This window comes from Bacillus sp. FSL K6-1003 (assembly GCF_037964945.1).
Classification (GTDB): domain Bacteria; phylum Bacillota; class Bacilli; order Bacillales; family Bacillaceae; genus Bacillus; species Bacillus mojavensis.
Window position 1 is genome coordinate 2,235,313 of the sequence record NZ_CP150176.1, and the last position, 18,342, is coordinate 2,253,654.

An 18,342-nucleotide genomic window follows, 5' to 3' on the forward strand; every position below is an offset into this window, starting at 1 on the left:
ACTTCCTTTTACAGCTTTATTCATTAACAGGGCCGCTGAATACCACCACAAATACAATAATTCCTGAAATCAATACACACATGTAAGCAAACGATGAAACCGCAATCTTCAGAAAACGGTTTCGGCATTTAAAACGGCTTAAATAGATGCATGCTACGGCCAGAAACATCAGCCCCATGGAACCAAGAGCAAACCACATTTTGATCAATGCCAGACTCAAATAAACCGCGCCCCCTCCGACATTTGTTTTGTAAGCGTTATATTTTATTTTAATATACAGGGCTTGAAAAGATCAACCAGATTTTCCATCCTTTGATAGAATAAAAAAAACTGAAGCAAAGAGGGGGACTTTGCTTCAGTCAAGTTGACTATATTCACCTACGTTTAAGAAACACTCTCTTGGACTTCGATGCTATAGTATGCGACGTTGCATACAGATGCATCCTCTCTTGCCTAAATCGGCAAAATGTTTCAGGAGATCCCAAGGTCTGGGTATTCTTCTGTGTTTCGGGCTTTCGTGCAATTAGAATATGCGGACTTTTATTCCGTTGCCACTTTTATTTTACTTGGTTATCAAATGTATTCACCAAGTCCTCCATCTCGTGGGTTTTCCCTCTCGCCATTAAGGATTCAACAGCGGTTTCTACCTTTTGTCCATTAAATAGGACTTGATGGAGGGCTTCTGTAATCGGCATTTGCACCTGATATTTTTCTGAAAGCTGGTAAGCCGCTTTTGTCGTGCGCACTCCCTCAACGACCATTCCCATTTCATCAAGAACGTCCTCAAGCTTGTACCGTTTTCCGAGTAAATTGCCGGCACGCCAGTTTCTGGAGTGAACACTTGTGCACGTAACAATCAGGTCGCCGACACCTGTCAAACCGGAAAACGTTAGCGGATTGCCGCCCATTTTTGTGCCGAGTCTCGCAATTTCAGCAAGACCACGCGTAATCAAAGCAGCCTTGGCATTATCGCCGTATCCTAAGCCGTCTGTGATGCCAGCAGCAAGGGCGATAATATTTTTCAGGGCGCCTCCGATTTCTACACCGATAATATCAGGATTTGTGTACACCCGAAAATTGTGATTTATAAATAGATCCTGCACCTCTTCTGCAGCCTGCATGCTCTTTGAAGAGGAAGTGACGGTTGTCGGATGCCGGAGTCCTACTTCTTCAGCATGGCTCGGCCCGGAGAGCACAACAATGTCCTTTCTGACATCACTCGGGAGCTCAATTTCCATAATTTCAGAAATGCGCAGGAGTGAATCCGGTTCTATCCCCTTACTCACATGAACAAAGACTGCTTTTTTCGTCATAAAAGGCACTGCCTGTCTCAATACTTCCCGAATCGCTTTGGTTGGAACAGCAACTATGATGAAATCTGCGTCTGTAACAGCCTCCCCGATTTCCGTTGTTGCCTGAATCGATTCAGGAAGCTTGACATCCGGCAAATAATCCTTATTTTCGTGCAGATCATTTATTTGTTGGATCAGCTCCGCACGATGCCCCCACATTCTCACATCATGGTTGTTATCAGCTAACACTAAAGCCAGTGCCGTTCCCCAGCTTCCCGCTCCAAGCATTGTGACTCTTTTCATATTTGCTTCACACCTTTTTATTTTCTAGCTCTTGCAAATATTTTGATTGGTGTACCCTCAAAACCGAACGCGTCTCTGATTCGGTTTTCTAAAAATCGTTCGTATGAAAAATGCATCAGTTCCGGATCGTTTACAAACACAACAAAACTCGGCGGCTTCACCGCAACTTGAGTCGCATAATAAATTTTCAAGCGCGACCCGTTATGAGTTGGTGTCGGGTTCATTGCTACAGCATCCATAATGATGTCATTTAAGACATTCGTCTGGACACGAAGTGAGTGATTTTCACTCGCTTTAATGATTGCAGGCATTAGCGTATGAATCCGTTTTGTCGTTAATGCTGACATGAACAGAATCGGTGCATAGTCAAGGAATTGAAAATGATCGCGGATATTTTGTTCAAATTCTTTCATCGTGCTCTCATCTTTATCAACAGCATCCCATTTATTCACTACGATCACGACAGCCTTGCCTGCTTCATGTGCGTATCCCGCGATGCGCTTGTCCTGTTCGATAATGCCTTCCTCACCGTCAAGCACCACCGCAACAACTTCAGAGCGGTCGATGGCTTTCAGTGCCCGCAGCACGCTGTACTTTTCAGTCGTTTCATATACTTTACCTTTTTTTCTCATGCCGGCAGTGTCTACAATGACAAAATCTTGCTGGTTATAAGTAAATGTTGTATCAACGGCATCTCTAGTCGTTCCCGCCACGTTACTCACAATGACACGATCTTCGCCAAGAATCGCGTTTACCAGAGAAGACTTCCCTACATTCGGGCGTCCGATTAGGCAAAATTGAACGACTTCATCATCGTATTTTGTTTCAGGGATGTTTTTGAAATGCTCTGCTGCGGCATCCAATAAATCACCGAGTCCCAGCCCGTGTGTTCCTGAAACCGGATAAGGTTCACCAAAGCCCAACGAATAAAAATCATAAATATTCGCTCTCATTTCTGTGTTATCCAGTTTATTTACCGCTAAAACAACAGGCTTTTTCGTGCGGTACAAAATTTTCGCTACTTCTTCATCAGCAGCTGTCACACCTTCACGGCCATTCACCATAAAAATAATGACATCCGCTTCATCCATGGCGATTTCAGCCTGCTCGCGTATCTGTGTTAGAAACGGCTCATCACCGATATCAATACCGCCCGTATCAATCAAATTAAAATCATAATTCAGCCATTCAGCCGAGCTGTATATCCGATCCCTTGTCACTCCAGGGGTATCTTCTACTATTGAAATTCTCTCACCCGCAATCCGATTAAAGATTGTGGATTTTCCTACATTCGGTCTCCCGACAATGGCTACGACAGGTTTACCCATAGTACCCTTCCTTTCGATCCAGCCGCTTTCATTTTTACATAAATTCTCAACCGGTTATTTAAATCATCTCATTCACTTTTATGAAAAGAAACCCTTCAGAGGAAGGGCTTAACTCATTTATTATATCAGTTTTTACTGGGATCACAACTATTCTTAAAAATGTTTCACGATCAAATAGACATCTTCCCCAATTCTATGGGCAATTCCGTCAAGGATCGCCTCAAGGTTTTTAGCGAAAAGCTCCATCTCTTTTTGGTCATCACAAAAAAAGATAGGTGTCCCTCCCGAAGCCCGGTTCCGGTTTGTTGTGATGACAGACAAAATCACTTTCGTCAGCGATTCACTCATCCTATCACCTTATCCTGTTTTTTGATAAATTCCGTAGGCATTCTGATTGCATTTTCCAAGGTCGGAACATTGCTGATAATCTGAACAGCTGTATCCGGGTGATGAATTTGCGGCAGGACAAAAACACCCACTCTTCCGTCATTAAGATCCCGTTTCGCAATTGGCGTCAGGGACGGCTCCCCTGAGTCCCGATACACTCCCAGCACATTGGAAACATCAAATAATATGGCCTGACGCTGACCTAGGTTGGCAATGGTTGCAGCTGAATTAAAATTTTTAGGTGTTAAAATAAACCCCATGCCATGCTTTAAAATCAGCTCCTGTTTCTCTGGAAGTCCAATGTTCATCATATAAATATTATCAACAAAAAGACCCGGCCCTTCAAAGTGAGGCTCTATGTACTCGATATCCACAATATCTTTCAATACACTGCCGGACATAAATTTCATTGCCAACAAAAAACAAACAACAGCGGTTATAACCGCAACCCAGATTGAGAAAAACACGTACGCCGATGTTGTCAATAGAGCAGTAAAGATTACGATATAATTTCTGCTTTCAAATGCAATGGCGATTCCTTCAATATAAGTGCTTCCTCTTGAAACAAGTTCGTACGAATCCATTTGCGTCAGCGTATTCCGCTCCATATTTCTGACATCTCTGAATTGAGTGGCTGCAAGAGTCAAAAACGTGATAGCCGTAAACTCCTCCTGCAATAGCGCAGGCATAATAATTGCCCCTAACCCTGCTGCAATAAGCCCAAGTGCAATATGAATGACTTTACCATGAATATAGGTTGGATACTGGCGGTAATCTGTTTTCAGCATATACAGCCTTGTGGCGACTCCTGCTACGACCCCCGCAATAATCGGATAGATGTAATCGCTCATGACATTTTAGTAGCTCCTTTGTTTGATCTTTTGCCTCTATGGCCAATTTGACTGGCAAGCTGTTCATATTTTGATATACCAAACAGCAATATCATCCCTGCAGAACATGCGTTAAGCCATTGAAAACCTCCAACAGCCGTATGCCCTGCCAATTGTTGAATGACAAAAGAATACACTAGTTCCCCTTGGCACATTCCAAGGACATATAAGGCAAGCTGCTTCTGAAAATTCCTTTCAACAGAAGCAGTCAAAAGCACACATAATACAACAGCGGCCCACTCAGGTTTTATGATGAACCAAACTGGATCATATAATGCAAAAAGATAAACAAACGCATACCCGGACACAAGCGTCAGGTGGACCATGATATAGCGAAATCGTTTATACATCCCGAAATATCCGGAATAGACGCATCCGCAAACGAAAAACATCACGTATGCCGCATTCAGTGAAAAATATAAAGTAAAGTGATGTATGCTTAAGATGATATTAGTCAAAATAAATAATGAGACGGCAAATCGACTTTTCGTCTTTCCAAGAATAAAGGTTGTCAGTACCCACAAAAACCACATTGACCAATAATAATAAAATTGTTCCATATCGCTTCCTCCATACTCCCAGTATGGAGTCTAAACACTTTTTTTAAACAAACCGCCTCACGTAAAGGAGAATGATCATGGGAAAAGACAGACAGGAGAAAAAACTTAAGGCTTCTGGCAGAGTGGAATCAGACCGAGACCAATCGATTCACTATGACGGAGCCACCAGCCTTGAACAAAACGGTAAATTCAAAAAGCGTAAATCATAATACAAAAAGCCCAAAACTCACACGGTTTTGGGCTTTCCTTATCCAACTATCAACGTACATTGTAATTGGAAGTATGAATGCCTCTCTCTGTCAGCCAGTGATGAGTCTCACCTTTTATGACAAGAGGAGCCTTTTGCAAATCAGAAATTGTTCTGGTGCCGAGCACAGTCATAATCATTTTTAATTCCTCTAGGATCAGCTGAATCTCTTCTAGCAGCCCTTCTTCGCCTTTTTCAGTCAGCGCCTTTAAGAAGTGCCCTGCCATTCCTATACAGGAAGCCCCGAGAGCTATCGCCTTCGCGGCATCAAGCGCATTTTGAAGGCCGCCAGACGCAATCATTGGTTTATCAGGAAACTCAGAGCGGATTTCCGCCAGGCTCGCTGCTGTTGAAATACCCCATGAGTTGAAAAAGGTGATCTGCCGCTGTCTTCGGAGATTTTCTATTTTCGAGAAATTTGTCCCTCCGTAACCGCCGATATCAACAGCTGCCGCACCTGCCTCATACAGCTTTTTTGCTGATTCTTTGCTCATTCCGAAGCCTACTTCTTTTATTATGACAGGCACTTTGACTTCGCTGCAGATTTGTCCAATACGGGAAAGAGCTCCGCTAAAGCTTCTGTCGCCTTCTGGCATGACAATTTCCTGAATGACATTCAGGTGAATCTGCAGCGCGTCCGCCCCAATCATTTCGACAGCTTCCTTCGCCTGACGGGCTGTCGCCTCGCTTCCGAGATTGGCAAAAATCAGCCCATTCGGATTTTCCTTTCGGACGATTTCATACGAATAGCGTTCAGACGGGTCTTTTAACGCCGACATTTGCGAGCCGACAGCGAGAGGGATACCAGCTATTCCAGCTGCTCTAGCAAGCGCCTTATTAATTTCATATGTAAGTTCTCCGCCGCCGCCAGTCATTGCATTGATAAAAATCGGCGAACTGCTTGAAAGTTCGCCGATTTTTGTGGAAATATCTACTTGTTCTAATGCAAGATCGGGCAGACTGACATGAACAAACGTAATATCATCAAGACCCGTCTCCCGCTTTTGGCCGGTAGACAGGGCATGATTGATGTGTTCTCTTTTCCGTTCTGCTCGAGTCACGTTTATCACCAATTATTTTAGTTTATTAAGCTTATCTCCGATCAGATCTCCAAGCTGGAAGCCAGTGCTTGTTTCTTCCTTCGCCTGATATTGGCGGTAATCCTCTTGATCGGCTTTCGGCGTTTCTTCAAGCTCACGCATGCTTAATGAAATGCGCTCTTCATTTTCATTCACATCAAGAACCTTCACTTTTACAGTCTGTCCTTCTTCAAGAACTTCATGCGGCGTGCCGATGTGTTTATTAGAAATTTGAGAAATATGAACGAGACCCTCCACGCCAGGAAGAATTTCAACAAACGCACCGAAGCTCACGAGGCGCTGAACCTTTCCTTCAAGCACATCACCCGGTTTGACTTTCTCGCCAATTTGGCTCCAAGGCCCAGGCAACGTTTCTTTAATAGATAAAGAAATACGCTCATTATCCCGGTCAACCGATAATACTTTCACTCTTACTTCCTGTCCCTCTTCCACAACGTCAGACGGCTTTTCAACGTGGGAGTGGGAAAGCTGTGAAATGTGCACAAGCCCGTCGATACCGCCGATATCAACAAACGCGCCAAAGTCAGTCAGGCGCTGCACTTTACCATCGAGTACACTTCCAACCTCTAGAGACTGAAGAAGGTCTTGTTTTTTATTCGCCTGCTCACTTTCAACAACCGCACGGTGTGAAAGGATGACGCGGTTTTTATCACGGTCAAGCTCTACTACGAGCAGAGACAGTGTTTTTCCTTTATAGTCGGTAAAATCTTCTACAAAATGCGCTTCTACAAGTGATGCCGGAATAAAGCCTCGAACGCCGATATCAACGACAAGACCGCCTTTTACGACATCTTTTACTTCAGCTTCAAACACTTCTTTTGTTTCAAATTTTTTCTCAAGGTCTTCCCAAGCGCGGTCTGCATCAACAGCACGTTTAGATAAAATCAAAGCATCGTCTTCCACTTTTGTTACTTTCAGGTCAAGCTCGTCGTCTACTTTTACGACATCCGATGCTTTCTCTACATGAAGACTTGATAATTCACTGATTGGAATAATACCGGACTGTTTGACATTGATAATTTCAACATCCACATGCTTGTCCTCTACCTTTGTCACAATCCCTTTTACTACATCTCCAACCTCTGGCACTTGAACATCAATTTGATTCATTTCCTCTGTCATTTGAATAACCTCCTTGGTCCAAACCTACACAGCTTAATTAAAAACGGTTTGAAAGCTGAACACGTATCATACATGTCCGCTTTTAGCCGAATATGTATTAAAGAATCATCCAAAAAAGATTTTGAATGATCAATAAAAAGTTTTATTAGTATTAACTTCTAATAAAAGGACAGGTTTGTCAAGCAATAACATTCTTTCTTTGTTGAAAAATTCAAAAAAAGTGGCCTCCGCCGGTATCAGCGGGACTTTTGCTCCACTACATCAAGGATTTTTTCAGCAACTTCCTGAATGGAGAGAGAAGTCGTGTCGATTTCAAGCGCGTCATCTGCTTTTCGAAGCGGAGAAACTTCACGCTCTGAATCGAGTTTATCTCTTCTTGCAATTTCCTCAATTAATGTTTCATAGTTGACATCGTAGCCTTTTTTTACATTTTCTTCATAACGGCGTTTCGCTCTCTCTTCAACAGACGCCAAAAGAAAGATTTTCACTTCAGCATTTGGGAGTACGTGAGTTCCGATATCACGTCCATCCATGACAACGCCGCCTTTTTCGCCGAGCTGCTGCTGGCGTTTCACCATTTCTTCCCTGACGCTTCTGTGCTTGGCAGCAATTGAGACCTGATTGCTGACTTCGTCTTTTCTGATGTCCTCAGTCACATCTGTGCCGTTGACAAGCACCTTTTGTCCTTCTTTGGTTGTGATCAGTTCAATATCTGTTTGCTTTAACAGCTCAGCCAATTTTGCCTCATCTGTCAAATCAACTTTTTCTTGTAAAGCCACATACGTAATGGCCCGATACATCGCTCCCGTATCAATATATATGTACGATTTTTTCTCAGCCACAATTTTGGCAACGGTGCTTTTCCCCGCAGCAGCCGGGCCGTCGATCGCAATCGATAATTTCTTTTCCATAATTCCTCTCCTTGCTCTTTTCTCCTCTATGGATTGTATCATGAACTTTATGAAAAAGGGTGAAAAATTCCTGAATAATTAATGTTTAATGGTTTCTACCCAATCATTAACCTCCATTTTATCAACCCCTTCATATTGAATCACTTTTGAGACATAAGGTTCAATATGCTGATAGTGAAAAAGAAACTGGATACCAACTAAAATCACTGCCTGAATGAACAATAATTTGAGCAGCAGCCGTTCAAAGGTCTTCATCGGCCCACCTCCATTACAAATATAGTATGGAAGTGTTTGCCGATGTTTATTCCAACCGTGCTTTCCTTCTCTTGTTTAACTGGCGGCGGATGCAATACTGAAGAAGGAGCTGCTGGTCACCTGCTGAAATCTCCGAATACTCCAAGGTCATTTTACGTTTGCCGGTTTTTGAATCATCATAAACGCGTCTGACAACCGCGTCAGCCTCTACTTGATGCGTTTTCTCCTCTTCCTGAAGGCTGATGAAAAGGCGCAGCGTATCCCCGTGCTGAAAAGAATAGCCGCCTGTCAAAATCAAAGCGATACCGCCAGCGCTGATATTGTACGAGAGTGTATGAAACTTGTCTTTTTCATCTGCCGGCTCGACCAGCACATCCAATACCGCGTCAATTCTTACATATTGCCGGCGCTGAATTCGTTTCATTTTTTCACGGGGAGGCACTTCAAGGCGAATCATTTGAAGCTTGTCCTTCACTTTTCCCTTCATGCGGCTTGAGAAGCGGTAAGGCACTTCGTCTTTACCGACAAACTCTACCGTTACTTCAGTATCGTGATGTAATATCACGGTTCTTCCTGTGTGTACATCAACTGGATATGCGATCAGGAGCTCTCCGTTTTCAATGCTCACAGCCTTGCTCTTTGCTATTTTTAATTGATTTTCTTCTATGTATTCTAAGTGTATAGTATCCCCAATTTCTATCATTGACTTCACTCTTTCGCATTCAATATATTCACTTTTTTATTAAATCATGTAATGAAAAAAAGGAAAAGACTTTTAGTCCTTTCCTCCTAGTTTTTATAGGTCTTTATATATAGGTTCGGCATTTTTTAGTTTTTCGACCTTCTCTTCCGTTCCGTCATTAGCATTTATATACATTCTGAATGTATCATTTTCAATCGTACCCAGCATTTCATAGCACAATACTTCCTGGCCTAATTCATTTGTGATCACAGCAAGCCTTGTTTCTCTCACTTCTACATTTTTGTTTAATTTTGCTTTTGCATCTTGTTCAGAAATAACCGGCTTTGGTATGTCTCTTTTTCTGTGGGATGTTAAGAAATCGCGTGCTGAAAAACCGACAACCTCGCCGTCATCCAAGGCAACTTTCATACGGATGGCTTCTGGATACATCCTGATATTATTTTCTATTGGAACATATGAGAATACACCGATTTTATCGTATTGCGCGCTTTCATCGATTTCCAGATCTTTTGTTTCATATCCGTTTTTCTTTAGAAAAGCAAGGGCTCGATTCGAACCATCATTCAAGCTGATTTTTTGATCTTTCACTTCTCTGTTCTGGATTAAATAAACCGGGTGTCCGCCTTTTTTTGTAATATCCATATATATCGCTGCTTTATGATCAGGATCTTTCATACTGATACTGTAGACGTCACGGTTTGTTTTTTTCCCGCTCTTTATCACTTTAATTGCATAATTGTCATCCGGTGCAAAGCGTTGGGCAATTTGTTTGGCTTCCTGTGCAGAAATTTCTTTCCCCTTCAGATGGGCAAAACCTTTCTCTTCTTTTTTGGTGCTGGTGAAACTAGGGCCAAGATCTGTTCCGGAGGAGAAGGACCCGACATTTTTTTCAACCGTTTTAAAGCTGTTGATGATCGTGTTATCACTCTGTTTTTCGTCAGAGGCCAGCGCCATCTCTACATCCATCCAGCGCAAGTTCTTGCTCATGACAAGGTGCTGAACGTGGCGCAATTCATTTTGGATATCTTCTGACTGCTGATAAAGCTTATTTAGCGAAGTATACTCTTTTTCATCAAGCGGTTTTTGATCCAAATCTCTGATTGACGTTTTGTAGCTGAAATCGCCGATCTTGGATAACAGCTCTTCCGTTTTGTTAAACGGCATTAATGTAAGCGGCAGCTGACTGACACTGTTATGGGCTTCTGATGTAATTCTCCAAACATCTATCAATGCGGGGGACAGTGATTTTTTGCTGTTCATGGCAAGCGTTGCTCCAATTTTATCATGCAGCTGGTCTACCTGATAGGTGAGCTCATGAAACGCCCGCTGATAGTTATTTTCAGCATGAAGAAGGACAGCGTCTTTTTCCTGGTGCTCTTTGTATCCCCAGTAACTAGTACCGACAATTGCAATACCGAGCACTGCGATTAAAATACCTCTGATCATTTATCACACCTCATTTTTATGCTTTCTTATGTCCTGCTACTCACAGAAAATGTGTTTACCGATTCTCTTAATCTGCGGGCGTCCCCAAATCCACGCGCTGGTAGCTGTATCCGGATTAAAATAATACAGCGCTTCCTCGGACGGGTCCCAGCCATTGATGGCGTCTAATACTGCTTCTTTTGCTGTTTCGTTCGGCTGCATATAAATTTGTCCGTCAGCCACCGCTGTAAAGGCAAGCGGTTCAAAAATAACACCCGCTACTGAATTTGGAAATAACGGACTGTTTAAACGGTTCAAGATAACTGCTGCAATCGCAACCTGTCCCTCGTACGGCTCGCCACGCGCTTCCCCGTAAACCGCTTGAGAAAGCAGCCGAATATCATTATTGGAAAAACCGCCCGGCATGTTAGCTGCAACCGCATCCTGTTTTTTTGTTTTTGCAGGCGTGTTGTTTTGCTGTTTATTCGCTTGCGGCTGCTGTGTTATTTTTTCAGCAGGCTGTTTCTGCCGCGTCTCTGCTTGCTGCCTTGCTTTTTGAGTCGCTGTTTTTGACGGTTTCGTTTGGTATTTCAGCGGTATTTTTCCGTAATGCGTGAATGTATTGCCTTTTTGAAGCTGCTCCATGACATATTCACGGTAATATTTAGACTTAGATATCAAGGTCTGTTTGGTTTGGGCTCCGACCAGACCGTCTATCTCTTTTAAGCCGAATTGATCCTGAAAGTTCCGTACTGCCCAGTATGTCCCCCATCCATAAACCCCGTCAATTTTCCCATTATAATATCCGTTATATTGAAGACGCGCCTGCAGCTCAATCACATCGTCCCCTGTTGCCCCTCTTTGAATGACTTGATTAGAAAAGGCTGAAATTGTTTCAGTATTGATAAACGTCGTAATTATAAAGGAAAATAAGATGAGACATGCCATAATCGATCCTTTGGACTTCATCTTTTCAAGCCTCCTACAGCAAATTTTTGAGTGTAAACGTATTTTCTGTAACGAGGTTATTTTTATACACTCTTTCCTTCTTATCCCTCACAGCTTAAAAATTTCAACAAATCAAAAAGCCGCACTATGGCTGTGCGGCTTTTCTATATCTGCATCATATTGACAGAACGGGCTTTTTTTGCTTTTCGTAAACCAAACCACCATAAAAATAACATAAATGGAAGCATGTAGTAGATCCAGTTGCTGAGGGCTGTCAGGATAAAGTCATACGACCCATGTAAAAGTGATGGCAGGACCAACGAAAGGAGAAGCCATTTCATACGTGCTTTATCAGCTGAGAAACGCGCTTTCCCGAGGTAAAACCCCATAATCACTCCAATTAAGGCATGGCATGAAACGGGCAGCAGCGCTCTGACAAACGCATGCTCCACACCATGACCGATTAAATAAAGAATATTTTCGAGTGTCGCAAAACCGAGCGATACACTTGCACCGTATACAATTCCGTCATAATGCTCATCAAAGTGGGCGTGCGGATAAACACTAACCATTAAAATAAACCATTTCAATGATTCCTCCAAAAAGCCAGAAGACAAAAAAGAAACAAAAAAGCTTCCGCCTCCCACATTCTCTTTTTCAAGGACATACTGGATAAACATAGTGGGAAATACAAGAACAACCCCAAGAAAAAATGAGCGAAGCACCATATGTACAGGTTCATTATCATACTGATCTTTTAAATAAAAATAACTTAACAGCGCGATGCCGGGAGCAATTCCTGCAGAGATGATTGCAAACATCAGGCAACCTCTTTCCTTTATATTCCTATGTCTATCCTACCATGTTGTGTATGAATTTACATCTGTCTGACTTTAAAAAAACAAAAAGAGCATACGAATCCTTCATATGCTCTCCTCTTTTCACTGATCTTCTCTTTTTGCAATTTCGTTTGCGATGTGGGCGCCGTGAAATCTTCCGTTTTCAATGAATATTTCATTTGCGTTGTTTCCGGCAGCGATGACCCCGGCAATAAAAACGCCCTCCACATTGGTTTCCATCGTTTCTTCATTAAAAAACGGACGCCCTGATTCCTCATCGATTTTCACACCGATTTTTTTCAAAAATTGATGATCAGGATGATAACCCGTCATGGCAAATACGAAGTCGTTTTTAATGGTAATCAGCTCCTGCTGGCCGGAGCGGAAAACGACTTCATCTTCAGTGATTTTTTCTACACAAGCGCCAAATTCCATTCGGATTGTACCGTTTCTTACTAAGGATTCGAATTCTGGCAGAATCCATGGCTTAATGCTTGAAGAGTATTCATTGCCCCTATATAAAACGGTGACACGCGCTCCTGATTTTACGAGTTCAAGCGCAGCATCTACACTTGAATTTTTCCCGCCGATAACGACGACGTCTTTATCGAAATACGGATGTCCTTCTTTAAAATAATGGAATACTTTCGGCAAATCCTCACCGGGTACGTTCATATAGTTTGGATGATCATAATAGCCTGTGGCAATGATGCAGTATGGCGTTGAATACGTCTCTTTTGACGTTTCGATAACAAATGTATTGTTTTCTGCTTTTGTCACTTTTTGCACCATTTCAAATGCATTCACACGGATCTTTTTCCGTTTTACGACTTCCCTATAGTACGACAAAGCCTGAATTCTGACAGGCTTTCTGTTTTCGGTAATAAATGCCACGTCACCGATTTCAAGCTTTTCACTTGAGCTGAAAAAGGTTTGATGCGTCGGATAATTGTAAATACTGTTAACGACATTGCCTTTTTCAATGACAAGGGCATCTATGCCAATTTGTTTTAGGTGAATGGCCGCAGATAATCCGCAAGGACCTCCGCCAATAATTATTGCTTTTTCTTCAATCATTTCCGTCAACTCCTGCGATTGGGCATTCAATTCACATTTTTCTATTTCCAAATAAAAAAATCTCCTATTTTATCATAGGAGATTTTTATTTTTTATGCAAATCATCAACTTATATCCAGCCTCTAAAGCGCGAAGCTTCCGCCATTTTACGCACGCCTACCATATAAGCGGCAAGTCTCATGTCGATTCTTCGGTTGTTGGCCATTTCATATATATTGTTGAATGATTTTACCATCATTTTTTCTAATTTCTCTTCTACTTCTTCCTCGCTCCAGTAGAAGCCCTGGTTATTCTGAACCCATTCAAAATAAGAAACCGTTACGCCTCCCGCGCTTGCCAATACATCGGGAACTAGCAGAATGTCACGGTCTGAAAGAATTTTTGTTCCTTCAAGCGTAGTTGGCCCGTTAGCTGCTTCAACGACGATTTTCGCCTGTATATTATGGGCATTTTCTTCTGTAATTTGGTTTTCAATCGCGGCAGGAACTAAAATATCACAATCCAGTTCCAGCAGCTCTTGGTTCGTAATGGTATCGTTGAAAAGCTTCGTCACTGTGCCAAAACTGTCACGGCGGTCGAGTAAGTAATCAATATCCAGGCCTTCAGGGTCATACAGTCCGCCGTATGCATCGGATATGCCGACAACCTTTGCCCCTGCATCATGCATAAATTTCGCCAGATAGCTTCCGGCGTTTCCGAATCCTTGAACGACGACTCGCGCACCTTCAATATCGATGCCTTTTTTCTTCGCCGCTTCTTTTATGCAGATGGTTACACCTTTTGCTGTCGCTGATTCTCTCCCGTGAGATCCGCCAAGCACAAGCGGTTTACCTGTAATGAACCCAGGCGAATTAAATTCATCAATTCTTGAATACTCATCCATCATCCAAGCCATGATTTGTGAGTTTGTAAATACATCCGGTGCCGGCACGTCTTTCGTCGGACCGACAATTTGGCTGATAGCTCTGACATAACCCCTGCTTAGACGCTCCAGCTCTCTAAACGACATATCCCTTGGATCACAAACAATTCCGCCTTTACCACCGCCATATGGAAGATCAATGATACCGCATTTTAAACTCATCCAAATGGAAAGTGCCTTCACCTCTTTTTCAGTTACGTTGGGGTGAAAACGTATCCCGCCTTTTGTCGGACCGACGGAGTCATTGTGCTGGGCACGATAACCCGTAAAAATCTTGACTGAACCGTCGTCCATACGAACTGGTATTTTTACCGTTAATAATCTCATCGGCTCTTTTAACAATTCGTATACTTCTTCAGGATATCCCAATTTTTCCAGAGCCTTATGTATTACGGTTTGAGTTGATTTTAAAACATCAAGTTTGTCCTCTTCTGTATGACCGGTGTTTCGATCGGCTGCCATTTGAGTTAACCTCCTAGAATCTTCTGTTTCTCACATGCTCCCTTTCAGAGAATAGTATACACCTTCATATGATCTATGCATAGGATAAACGTTATGTTTTTCCATGTTTTTTAACAAAAAAAACCGCTGTAAAAAACAGCAGTTTTTCTTCCATTCTTATGAAAAATGAGTTTGGATTGTCTCTACAGCATTTCCGTCCATAATGAGCTTACCATACTCTTGTAAGCGATAAATCGTTAATGTTGTTGGATTGCCGTATTCAGCCAGGACCGCCACAACACCCTCGGCAGTCTGTGATCCCATGTCTTCTAGGCTTAGAAAGTACTGTCCTTCATAGTGATAGACAGTCCCTCCCGTGATACCGATCCGCTGTAAGCTTTCAGAAAGCTGAATGATATCTTCAAAGGAATGGAATTGATATATGATGTCCGCGCTTTCGTCAAGCTTGACTTGCATTTCGATGTAATCATCATCATACTCATCTTCTTCTGAATCCGCTTCTTGGTTCTTTGTTACGATCACAACCATCCCTTGTGCTTGGAGAGAATACACTTCCACTGCAATCGGTCCATTCGCTTCAAAGCCGAGCTCTGTATTTGCTTCATTCATCATATCTTTAAATAACTGGTGGACTTTAAATGAGTCCTTCCAGAGGTCTTCTTTTGTTAATCCACGATCAGTCAAATCATCGAGGGTCAAAAAGATTTTAATCTTATTGTAATTCAGACGCTCAAGCCGCATAACGTTCCCTCCTGCCTCTACTTGCACACAAATCATATAACACATTATATGAGATGATGAGTCATAGGTTCTTAATTGTTATCAGTTTACACTGAGTTCACTAGTAAGACAAGCACAATGCAGTTTTTTATAGACACACTCTTTAGAGAAGTCATTCAGGTGCTGCAAGTGTCACGATGTGTGCCTCAGGCTCCGCCCCTAAACGAAGGGGCACTTTTGTTGTGCCGTACCCGTTGCTGATGAGGTATGCAGCATTTTTAACAAAACCGGTTGTACCAAGCTCATAAGGGCCGAATTTTCCAAATCGAATCTGCCCGCCATGGGTATGTCCGCTGAATATCACATCAATACCATCATTTTCATTGATTTGCTGATGAATCTCAGGGTTATGACAAACCAGAACGTTCAACTGGTTCCCGTCAATTTCTTTAATTGCTTCTTCATAATCATCCATCTCCATCCTGATGTCATCCACTCCGGCTATGGTGATGGTATGTCCGTTATAGGTAAAAGGAACCGATTCATTTCGAAGTGTAATAATACGATACGCCTTAAAAATAGTATACAGTTCACGCTGACTGACCTCATAATCATTGTTTCCCCATACAAACATGACAGGGACACCCAAACCCGCAAGCCTTCTGACGTTTTCCTCAATTCTTGAGCAGGACACTCCACCTTCAGCTAAATCACCGCCGATTATCACCAGATCCGGCTCATGGCCCTGCGCTTCCTCTAAAAGACCGTGATCAACAATACGTTTGTGAATGTCAGATATAAAAAAAATCGTTAGAGGCGGCTTCCCCTTCATTTTTGATAACGTAAATGTATGGTTTTTTAGATGATTGCCTTTTGCCACTGAATACATTTTTGCCGTCATTGCCGCTGCCGCAATCGCTAATGCACCCGCAATTTTCATTGATCGCTTCATAAAAAACTCTCCATTCTTTTAGAACTTATCAATAAGACGGACAATAAAAAAAAGACGTTTCTATCGTTTGAGAAAACGCCCCATTTTATTTACTTTCAAAATATAGATTAATATCGTATTGGTGCTTCATCAATTGAAAAACAGATTCTCGCGCCTTCCATTTATCAGGCTGCGGCCAGAGATCAGTGCTTTTCTGAATAATTTCACATCTCAGTTTATGGAAATCCCCCTCGGCTTTTTCTTCTTTTTTCTTAAAATAATATGAAGTGCAGTATGCAAAAGCAGTTGCCATCATCCAAAATAAATAAAAGGTATGGCTTAGCATTTCTTGAAGAATGAGCTGAGGCGCCGGGCTTTTGATCATCATTAAAAGACATAATAAGCCCAGGCAAATGAGTGAGGTCCACCGCCACCTGCGGCATTGCGCAGCATAGTTTTCGTATTTTTGTTTTCGTTTCACCAACGCCTGTAGCATCTGTTTGGTCGGCGCGTCCGTAAATCGGTCCAGCTGGTTCCATAAGGATTCCATACACTTCACACCTTGTCCCTTTTCATTGCTACAATATATGAGCCTGCGATCAAAAAGATGCCCGCTAATAAGTCAAAGGGATGTCCAAAATTTGACCGGTATAAACGTCATTTCCGTTCAAATGATTATAGGCACGGATCTTTTCTTCTCCTGATCTGCTTTTATAATATTTCATGGAAATGCGGTACAGCGTTTCTTTCTTTTGAACGGTGTGCTTCACGATATGTTCTGCCTCGGTTTCTTGAACTGGTTCAGGCTGCTGCGGTATTTGTTCCTGCTCTTTTTGGACTGTTTTTTCTGGGAAAGGGGAAGCAGCCGCGCTTTTTGCTTCCTGTTTGTTTGCTGTGTCCTCTTTTTCCGCTACAGCAGGCTGCTTCTTATCAGTTGTTGCTTCTGTTTGTTTCTCTGTCTTTTTGTTTTCAGATTTTTTTTTTGACTCTTCGCGCAGAACTGTCTCTTGCGTTTCTTTTTTGGCCTCTGGTTTTTGGACCACCTCGTATTTACTCTGGCTGCTGTCTATAAATACATCTTCATAATCATCGGGATTTCCCGGATGGCTTTTCATTAGATAAAATAAGGCGACAAAGACGATAACCGGCACAAATACAAACAGTACCGCGAGAGTGGTAAATAACGGCGTTCTTGTTTTGCCTTGCTTTTTTTTCTTCTCTCTTTGATTTTTTACAGATTGTCTTGTCGGAAGGCTTTCTTCATCCTCTTCGAAAAGGTCGTCCGCCAATGCGGCATTATGGTCTTCATAAAGATTCTGAGCTTTTCTTCTCTCAACTCTAGACATGTTCGTCATGTGTATCCCTCCTAACATGTTCAAAACGAATCTGACAGGCAAACACGGCATCAATAATAAAATGCGCCGTTACCGGAACAAATAAATTACCGGTCCATTCATAAATCAGTCCAAGCAAAAAGCTGATTGCCGTCACCATGATAAATAGCAGCCATTTTGTCAAATACCGAAAATGAAGAACAGCAAAAACAAGACTGGCCGCCCATAAACCAATATGGGTCTGCAGCACTCCCCTAAATAACATTTCTTCAGCGAAAGAAATTAGAAGCGTTAAAAATATAATATGAGGGATTGGCCTTTTACTGAATAATTTTTTATTGATTCCGCCGTCATCATATAAATGAGACGGACACCATTTCATGATTGCCATGTCGGCTAAAACGACAATAACTGCAAGAGAAACACCATACCAAATGATTCTTGTATCTCTAATATGCCAGAGGCTGAAAAAATCACTTATATTCTGAAAAAAGAACAAAACGGCAGCAGCGGACACCATGATGACCAGAAGCTGTGTCATGTATAGCTGCTTCAGTATATCACGGTCAGACAGATGTTGGATCAA

22 protein-coding genes are annotated in these 18,342 nt (G+C 42.2%); 1 reads left to right on the forward strand and 21 read right to left on the reverse strand.

Annotated elements, in window-relative coordinates:
• Positions 1-16: 16 nt before the first annotated feature.
• From NSU16_RS11255 to NSU16_RS11280, 6 genes are all read right to left on the reverse strand, one after another.
• On the reverse strand, positions 17-220 hold the full coding sequence (locus tag NSU16_RS11255) for a DUF2768 domain-containing protein (RefSeq protein ID WP_024121873.1): 204 nt from the start codon (positions 218-220) through the stop codon (positions 17-19).
• Positions 221-557: 337 nt separating this feature from the next.
• The gene (locus NSU16_RS11260; protein WP_339190859.1) at positions 558-1,595 is read right to left on the reverse strand and encodes an NAD(P)H-dependent glycerol-3-phosphate dehydrogenase; all 1,038 of its coding nucleotides are present in this window, start codon (positions 1,593-1,595) and stop codon (positions 558-560) included.
• A gap of 17 nt (positions 1,596-1,612) precedes the next feature.
• Complete coding sequence (gene engA, locus NSU16_RS11265; RefSeq protein ID WP_010334750.1) at positions 1,613-2,923, reverse strand: ribosome-associated GTPase EngA; 1,311 nt, start codon at positions 2,921-2,923, stop codon at positions 1,613-1,615.
• A gap of 153 nt (positions 2,924-3,076) precedes the next feature.
• A complete protein-coding gene (locus NSU16_RS11270; RefSeq protein ID WP_010334751.1) occupies positions 3,077-3,271 on the reverse strand; it encodes a hypothetical protein in 195 nt (64 codons plus the stop codon).
• Positions 3,268-4,161, reverse strand: a complete 894-nt coding sequence (locus NSU16_RS11275) for a YIEGIA family protein (protein WP_010334752.1) — start codon at positions 4,159-4,161, stop codon at positions 3,268-3,270. The genes NSU16_RS11270 and NSU16_RS11275 overlap by 4 nt, the downstream gene beginning before the upstream one ends.
• On the reverse strand, positions 4,158-4,760 hold the full coding sequence (locus NSU16_RS11280) for a hypothetical protein (protein WP_339190861.1): 603 nt from the start codon (positions 4,758-4,760) through the stop codon (positions 4,158-4,160). The genes NSU16_RS11275 and NSU16_RS11280 overlap by 4 nt, the downstream gene beginning before the upstream one ends.
• A 77-nt stretch (positions 4,761-4,837) precedes the next feature.
• Between NSU16_RS11280 and NSU16_RS11285 the strand changes: the two genes are divergently transcribed.
• The gene (locus NSU16_RS11285; protein ID WP_010334754.1) at positions 4,838-4,969 is read left to right on the forward strand and encodes a YpzI family protein; all 132 of its coding nucleotides are present in this window, start codon (positions 4,838-4,840) and stop codon (positions 4,967-4,969) included.
• A gap of 49 nt (positions 4,970-5,018) precedes the next feature.
• Here the strand turns inward: NSU16_RS11285 and fni are convergent, their stop codons facing one another.
• The 15 genes from fni to NSU16_RS11360 all read right to left on the reverse strand — a co-directional run bounded on the left by fni (position 5,019) and on the right by NSU16_RS11360 (position 18,342).
• Positions 5,019-6,068: a type 2 isopentenyl-diphosphate Delta-isomerase gene (gene fni, locus NSU16_RS11290; RefSeq protein ID WP_339190864.1), complete on the reverse strand. Its 1,050-nt coding sequence runs from the start codon at positions 6,066-6,068 to the stop codon at positions 5,019-5,021.
• Positions 6,069-6,080: 12 nt separating this feature from the next.
• The gene (gene rpsA, locus NSU16_RS11295) at positions 6,081-7,229 is read right to left on the reverse strand and encodes a 30S ribosomal protein S1 (protein ID WP_268505042.1); all 1,149 of its coding nucleotides are present in this window, start codon (positions 7,227-7,229) and stop codon (positions 6,081-6,083) included.
• 236 nt (positions 7,230-7,465) lie between these two features.
• Positions 7,466-8,140, reverse strand: a complete 675-nt coding sequence (gene cmk / locus NSU16_RS11300; RefSeq protein WP_010334757.1) for a (d)CMP kinase — start codon at positions 8,138-8,140, stop codon at positions 7,466-7,468.
• Positions 8,141-8,218: 78 nt separating this feature from the next.
• Complete coding sequence (locus NSU16_RS11305; RefSeq protein ID WP_010334758.1) at positions 8,219-8,395, reverse strand: YpfB family protein; 177 nt, start codon at positions 8,393-8,395, stop codon at positions 8,219-8,221.
• Positions 8,396-8,441: 46 nt separating this feature from the next.
• Positions 8,442-9,098, reverse strand: coding sequence for a flagellar brake domain-containing protein (locus NSU16_RS11310; protein WP_268505041.1), 657 nt, complete (start codon positions 9,096-9,098; stop codon positions 8,442-8,444).
• Between the two features lie 93 nt (positions 9,099-9,191).
• The gene (gene ypeB / locus NSU16_RS11315; RefSeq protein ID WP_029441349.1) at positions 9,192-10,544 is read right to left on the reverse strand and encodes a germination protein YpeB; all 1,353 of its coding nucleotides are present in this window, start codon (positions 10,542-10,544) and stop codon (positions 9,192-9,194) included.
• A 36-nt stretch (positions 10,545-10,580) separates the two neighbouring features.
• Complete coding sequence (gene sleB / locus NSU16_RS11320) at positions 10,581-11,492, reverse strand: spore cortex-lytic enzyme (protein WP_010334761.1); 912 nt, start codon at positions 11,490-11,492, stop codon at positions 10,581-10,583.
• 143 nt (positions 11,493-11,635) lie between these two features.
• On the reverse strand, positions 11,636-12,292 hold the full coding sequence (gene prsW / locus NSU16_RS11325; protein ID WP_339190869.1) for a glutamic-type intramembrane protease PrsW: 657 nt from the start codon (positions 12,290-12,292) through the stop codon (positions 11,636-11,638).
• Positions 12,293-12,412: 120 nt separating this feature from the next.
• Entirely contained in the window at positions 12,413-13,387 is a 975-nt protein-coding gene (locus NSU16_RS11330; protein ID WP_326334070.1) for a YpdA family putative bacillithiol disulfide reductase, read from the reverse strand.
• Between the two features lie 109 nt (positions 13,388-13,496).
• Positions 13,497-14,771 carry an NAD-specific glutamate dehydrogenase gene (gudB, locus tag NSU16_RS11335; protein WP_010334764.1) on the reverse strand — a complete coding sequence of 425 codons (1,275 nt, stop codon included), beginning with the start codon at positions 14,769-14,771 and terminating at the stop codon, positions 13,497-13,499.
• Between the two features lie 156 nt (positions 14,772-14,927).
• Positions 14,928-15,512 carry a genetic competence negative regulator gene (locus tag NSU16_RS11340; RefSeq protein ID WP_339190872.1) on the reverse strand — a complete coding sequence of 195 codons (585 nt, stop codon included), beginning with the start codon at positions 15,510-15,512 and terminating at the stop codon, positions 14,928-14,930.
• 151 nt (positions 15,513-15,663) lie between these two features.
• A complete protein-coding gene (locus tag NSU16_RS11345; RefSeq protein ID WP_229147041.1) occupies positions 15,664-16,443 on the reverse strand; it encodes a metallophosphoesterase in 780 nt (259 codons plus the stop codon).
• An 85-nt stretch (positions 16,444-16,528) separates the two neighbouring features.
• Complete coding sequence (locus tag NSU16_RS11350; protein WP_024121889.1) at positions 16,529-16,972, reverse strand: YpbF family protein; 444 nt, start codon at positions 16,970-16,972, stop codon at positions 16,529-16,531.
• 64 nt (positions 16,973-17,036) lie between these two features.
• Positions 17,037-17,777 carry a LysM peptidoglycan-binding domain-containing protein gene (locus NSU16_RS11355; RefSeq protein ID WP_339190875.1) on the reverse strand — a complete coding sequence of 247 codons (741 nt, stop codon included), beginning with the start codon at positions 17,775-17,777 and terminating at the stop codon, positions 17,037-17,039.
• Positions 17,761-18,342: a CPBP family intramembrane glutamic endopeptidase gene (locus NSU16_RS11360; RefSeq protein ID WP_326195985.1), complete on the reverse strand. Its 582-nt coding sequence runs from the start codon at positions 18,340-18,342 to the stop codon at positions 17,761-17,763. Before NSU16_RS11360 ends, NSU16_RS11355 begins: the two co-directional genes overlap by 17 nt.